At 41.5% G+C, this 5,436-nt stretch carries 2 protein-coding genes; both read right to left on the bottom strand.

From position 1 onward, the window contains the following. Positions 1 to 139: 139 nt before the first annotated feature. Positions 140 to 475 carry a hypothetical protein gene (locus BA1DRAFT_RS20955; protein WP_235201200.1) on the bottom strand — a complete coding sequence of 112 codons (336 nt, stop codon included), beginning with the start codon at positions 473 to 475 and terminating at the stop codon, positions 140 to 142. Beyond that, positions 465 to 5,354: a DUF637 domain-containing protein gene (locus tag BA1DRAFT_RS20950; RefSeq protein ID WP_235201199.1), complete on the bottom strand. Its 4,890-nt coding sequence runs from the start codon at positions 5,352 to 5,354 to the stop codon at positions 465 to 467. Before BA1DRAFT_RS20950 ends, BA1DRAFT_RS20955 begins: the two co-directional genes overlap by 11 nt. Positions 5,355 to 5,436: the final 82 nt, after the last annotated feature.

Here is a 5,436-nt window from a genome sequence, read left to right as displayed (position 1 = left end):
TATCATTCCTTTTTGAGATATATTACTGGAATGACACAGAATTTCTAACACTCCCGAAACGCTGGCCTATCATGGGTTTTCGTCACGGTAACAAAGAACAAAGCCGGAAGATCACGAAGATCTTCCGGCTTTTTGATGTTTATTCTCTACTCAGAAGTAATTCCTTCCACCTCTCAAGATAACCTTTAAATTCTTCTATGGTTGCAATCTGTAGGCTTTCTTCTGTGTATTCGTTAAAAATTTCGACACCATCCGGCTTGATGGTTACAGTATGGGCATTGCCTGTACCTTCCCATTTTGGATTTTGCCCATTTTCTACAGAATTACATGCTGCGATATATTCGTTAGCAGTATGTAAACAACCTTGAATATCATCTTTCAAAAACCATTCAACAAGACGATTTTCTTCGTCTGCGTCAACGCTACAATAACCATCTTTATCAATGTAAAATTTCATTTGTTGTTTAAGGCTCATAAATAGGATATGCCGTATTAATGTTTCCATTTTTATCTAAATAACCACCAATTTTCACTCCACTTGGTGATCTCCCCTCCCACTTACTACCTTGTGCAGTGGAATTTTTAAATGCCCCCTTAATTTCTGACATCACCTGCTGACGATTCCAAGATTGTGGGAAGAATGATGATATTGGTCCTTTCTGAACCCATTGACCCGTTTGCGAGTTCAATACTTCAACTCTTCCGCGATAGACGCCTTGAGCATTTGGAGGAGCTATGATTTCAGTAATGCGCGCTTTTCCTTGGTAACCGATCCCCGCCTCATGGTGAAAACCTACTGCATTTCCTCTTCGGTTTATTTCACCATGAAAAACATGTTCAACATTAATGCTTGAGCCTATTGTGTTGCCAACATGACGACTCTTCCCAACAATCGAAGCAACCGAAGCTTTGCTGCTGATAGCACCACCAATACCGGCAGATTCTACTGCCTCTTTGGCTATTAGTGCACCTTTTTCCCAAGCGGGTAGCGAGTTATACAACAGCCCTAAATCGTTCTGATTTTCTGTCGTCACAAAATGACTGATACGATGGGAATCTTCTTCTGATAGGCCAAACATCCATCTCAGACCACTGATGGCATCCGCTGTTTTTATCCCACCGTCCATTTCGGCCTGATAGGTCAGTGTGCATAACCCACCGTTCCCGGCACAGTGAGACAACATTTCTGCCCGTTGTGTAGTGCTCAGTTTGTTGTATTTGTTCCAGATTGCTTCGGTAGGCGCTCCTTGCTTATTGGCTTCCTGGAGTTCTCTGACCAGATTGTAGGCATTCATGGAGTTCAGGTGGTTAAAGAGAATAACAATTTCTCCAGCATTAGCCCCACTATTAGCCCCTTTGGCGCTGTTGGTCGCAATGGCGCCTGCGACGCTGCCGATGATTTTGCCGCCCGCCTGAATTTTCATTGGATCATTGAATGTTTTATCCAATGTTATCGCGGCCAGTTCTGCCGCTAATGCGCCCGCTGCTGCCCCTTTGGCATCACCGCCGCCAATTTCCGCAGCAAGGGCAGAAACCGCCGCATGACTGATAGCTTTTCCGGGTAAACCTAACACCTGACCGTTTTTTCCAATCAATCCGGCACCTTCGGCGTTAATCTGGCTGCCAATATTGGCAAGTAATGCGGTAGTAAAATTGTCCTTAAAACTACCGCCATTGATGGCTGTACCAAGGCTGGAACTGATAATGGATTGACCCGCTACCCGTTGAGCCACTTTGCTCCAGTCGCCGTTGCTCAGTTTAGGCAATGTCGCTTTTGCCGGGTCAATTTGAGCGCCATTGGCGGCTTTATCCCATCCCATGACGTTATCAAAACCCGCCAGTGCGCCACCAATCGCCATTGATGTGATAGTTGATTTAACGGTGTCGCTGCTTCCCATCACTTTTAAGGTTTTGGATAAGTCACCTTGATTACCCACTAAAGCTACTGCTGCCTGAGAAGCGAGTGCGGCCATGCCGGAAGCCGTCGCGCCGTAAGCCACTGAACTCATGGCGGCGGCAGTGCTGGCAGTAGCGCCCGCTGCCGTGGCGGCTGAACCCGCGGTACTGGCGGCTGATCCGGCAACCGAAACCGTTAATCCGGCCCCCGCTGTCGCAGCGGCGACTGCAATTGCGATAACCGCAGAGACCACCGGATTCAGGTGCTGGCTTTTATAATCCCAACTGTCATAGGCATCTTTGACTAAATTCCATTGAACGTCTTTACGTTCATTGAGTCCTTTCAGCCAGGCGGTTTCCGGCGTATTGCCGAATACTGATACCGCATTCTGTAACGATTGACCATTTTGGGCTTTGATATCCGCGCTAATCCCTTTGGCCGCCTCCACGGTAAATTTTCCGCCGATATGAATAGCAGGAAGCACCCATTTGTTTTCGGTATAACCTTTATCTGTCTGCTTGATATAAAAGCCTTTGGAATGGGTAATCGTCTGCTCAAAGGTACTGTTTTTGACCGCTTTGAAATTGACTTTACCGTGAGTACTGGTCAGTTTGGCATTTTTATCAGTCGCAATTTTACTGGCTTCATAGGTGCTGTCATCCTGGCTTAACAGATTGATATCACCGCCAGCGGTAAATTCAGTGACCTTGTTGGTGACATCATGACGGGTACGTGTGGTGGTTTTCTTTTTACCATACCATTTACGTTTGGTTTCTGTTTTCTCATAGTGGCTAGATTCTTCCATTGCCTGGGCGTACAGATAACCGCCTTTCGCTGCGACATCCATTGCACCTTTGGCCGTTAGTTTGGTGGCCTGGAATAGAATGCTGCCGTTTGAAATAACCGTCAGTATGCCGCCGCTGGTCAATTCAGTGCCATTCTGAGTCACTGATTCGGTAGATTCACTGCCGTTTTCCCGATAAGTATGATTTTGCACTGATTCGAAGCGCATATTGCCACCGGAGGAAAGTATGACGTCACCACCCGAAGTTAATTTAGAACCCATTGTGGTGATAGCGCCATTTGCCGCTATTGTCAGTTTTTTATCCCCCCGAATTTGAGCCATGAAATGGAGATTCTCTTTGTCGTTATCATTGCGATATTGAATTGGGGAATAAACATAAGTAAGGAAAGGTAATGTGATATTACTTCCTGCGGATAATAATGTGTTTCCGTTTGCCTGTATTTGAACGGCTTTCCCGTTAATATCTCCACCACTAATTATGCTGATGTTATTCTTCGCCGTGATTCTGCTACCTAACTCCATTGAACTTAAAGGTGGAACATAATTACCCAATAAGAAAAACTCTTCTAGTCTATGAAAAATCAGTTCACGAGAATTGAGCCCAATATGCTTTGCCGCACTTAAATAAACATCTTTTCCGGCTGATATAAAAGCGCCTTTAGTGAAAAGATTACCACCAGCATTAATCATCAATGACTCTGCGGCAGCTAAAACGCCTGTCATTGGTAATAGAGGCTTAAAATTTGCCTTCTCTTGTTCAGGCAAAATAGCATTCAGTAGATTTTTATCCCATTGGTCTGGATGCATAGGACCAGTTTGTCGTGGGGATAGTAAGGCATTGTTTTCTATTGCAATATCATTATTTGCTGTCAGAGAGATATGAGTACTTGGGGTTAAATATGTATTTTGTAAAAGTAGATTTTTACCGGTGTTGATTGTTAAATTACCATTAGCACCTAATGTACTCATTCTACGGGTATTATCTGCATTAAAATAACCGGGTTTTTCACTACTCTGGAAACGTATATCGCCATTACGGCTTATAAGGGTAATATCTTTTCCTTTTACCTTACTTTGCAGAGAGTTAATATTATTGATGGCTGTCATAGATAGATTATTTGATGACAGCAGTGATGCATCATTAAGATTAATATCCTTTTCAGATATAATATCTAATGCATTAGTTGCCTTTATTTTATCAGTAATATTAATTTGTCCCGCATGGAGAATAATATTTTCTGCTGATAATGTTTCTGGTCGTTCTTTAAGATTAACTTCTGAGACCGTTTTAACGTCATAAGGGAGAGCGGTATTAATATTGATACTGTCTTTGAAATCAGTAACAATGCTTCCTTTCGCGATTATGCTTGCTGGCTCAATGGCATTTTCCTCATCATTCAAGGTCTTAATTTCGCCTGATTTTTTATAAGGATATACTGTTGGTATCGGCTCAAGTTTAAGATCATAAATAATAAAATTATTTAGTGAACTTTTTCTTTTGCTTTCATTAATAAATTTATTTCCGGCCAGAAAGATATCTTTTTTAGCCTCAATCTGACTTATTTTATTGGATAAATTATTACTGTTAATGTAAGCATTTCTTCCAGAGGAAATAAGACCTGGATGAGAATTTTCTAATACCATACTTTTAATTCTGCTATTATTTAAATAAGCTTTTCCTGTTCCGTCCTTTTCAAAGCCAAGACCACTAAAATAGGCATGCCCAAACCATTTTTCAGGCAGTGGAGTCAACTCTGCTGTTATAGTATAAGGTGCGCCCCAAATATTTATATCACTAAAAATAGTCATATCTCTGTCTGTAAAATCTGGCGTTACTTGCTTATTTTGCATAACAAAGCTATTGCGAGTATTATTCAGCTCCTTTGTCCTAACAACCAAATCCCCATTCACAGTTTTTATCGTCGCAGATCTATTCTCGACTAACTGACCTTTATTACCCTGAGCATCTTTCTGTATCCACATATTATTATTGGCTTGTAAAAGTGCATTATCACCTATATTGTATACTTTATCTCCAAATATACGCATATCTTGACCTGCAATTATACTACCTTTGTTATCAAGTATACTGCTTGCCAGAACAATATCCCGTTCAGTATGAACTTTAACATTTTGCCCGATACAAAGTTCTTTGGCCCCTACATTTAAATCAGTTTTAGCCTTAACATTTCCTAGATCCATTTTTCCATTGGCACTTAACATGACCTGTTGATCAGCATTGATATTAGCTCCCTGTAAAATTAAATCATTTCCAGCAAACAGATTAATATTACCCGTAGCGTTCAATTTACCTTGGATAGCATTAAGGTTATGCCCCGCACTTAACGTAATATTATGTAACTTATCTAACTGGGTTCTGGAAAAATCCAGATCATTACCAGCTGAAATCCGCAAATTATTATAAGCCGAGATTGAAATCTCCGAACTATCGCTTGTCCGCATTCCCATATTGAGGTCACCTTCGTGCACGATAAGCTCAACATTTTCTCCTTTCAGCTCTACTTTAGAGGTCGAGGTAACTTTCCCTGCAATTAGTGTCAGATTTTTCTTTGCCTCCAGAATGTCTCGGTTAACATTAATTTCACGTTCGGCTATTACTGACAGATCATTTTCGACCTTAAGATATCCCATGCCAATAACTTCACCGGCATGAAGAAGAATATTTTTAGCAGATATTAATGAAGTTCCATTGAATTTATTAATAAAGTCAGCC

This window comes from Photorhabdus aegyptia (assembly GCF_000612035.1).
Classification (GTDB): domain Bacteria; phylum Pseudomonadota; class Gammaproteobacteria; order Enterobacterales; family Enterobacteriaceae; genus Photorhabdus; species Photorhabdus akhurstii.
This window is presented reverse-complemented; position numbering and strand designations above follow the sequence as displayed.

What these genes read in the sequence shown, in the direction of transcription:
- BA1DRAFT_RS20955 (WP_235201200.1), bottom strand. Translation starts at nt 475, where the DNA reads ATGAGCCTTAAACAACAAATGAAATTTTACATTGATAAAGATGGTTAT.
- BA1DRAFT_RS20950 (WP_235201199.1), bottom strand. Translation starts at nt 5,354, where the DNA reads ATGGGATATCTTAAGGTCGAAAATGATCTGTCAGTAATAGCCGAACGT.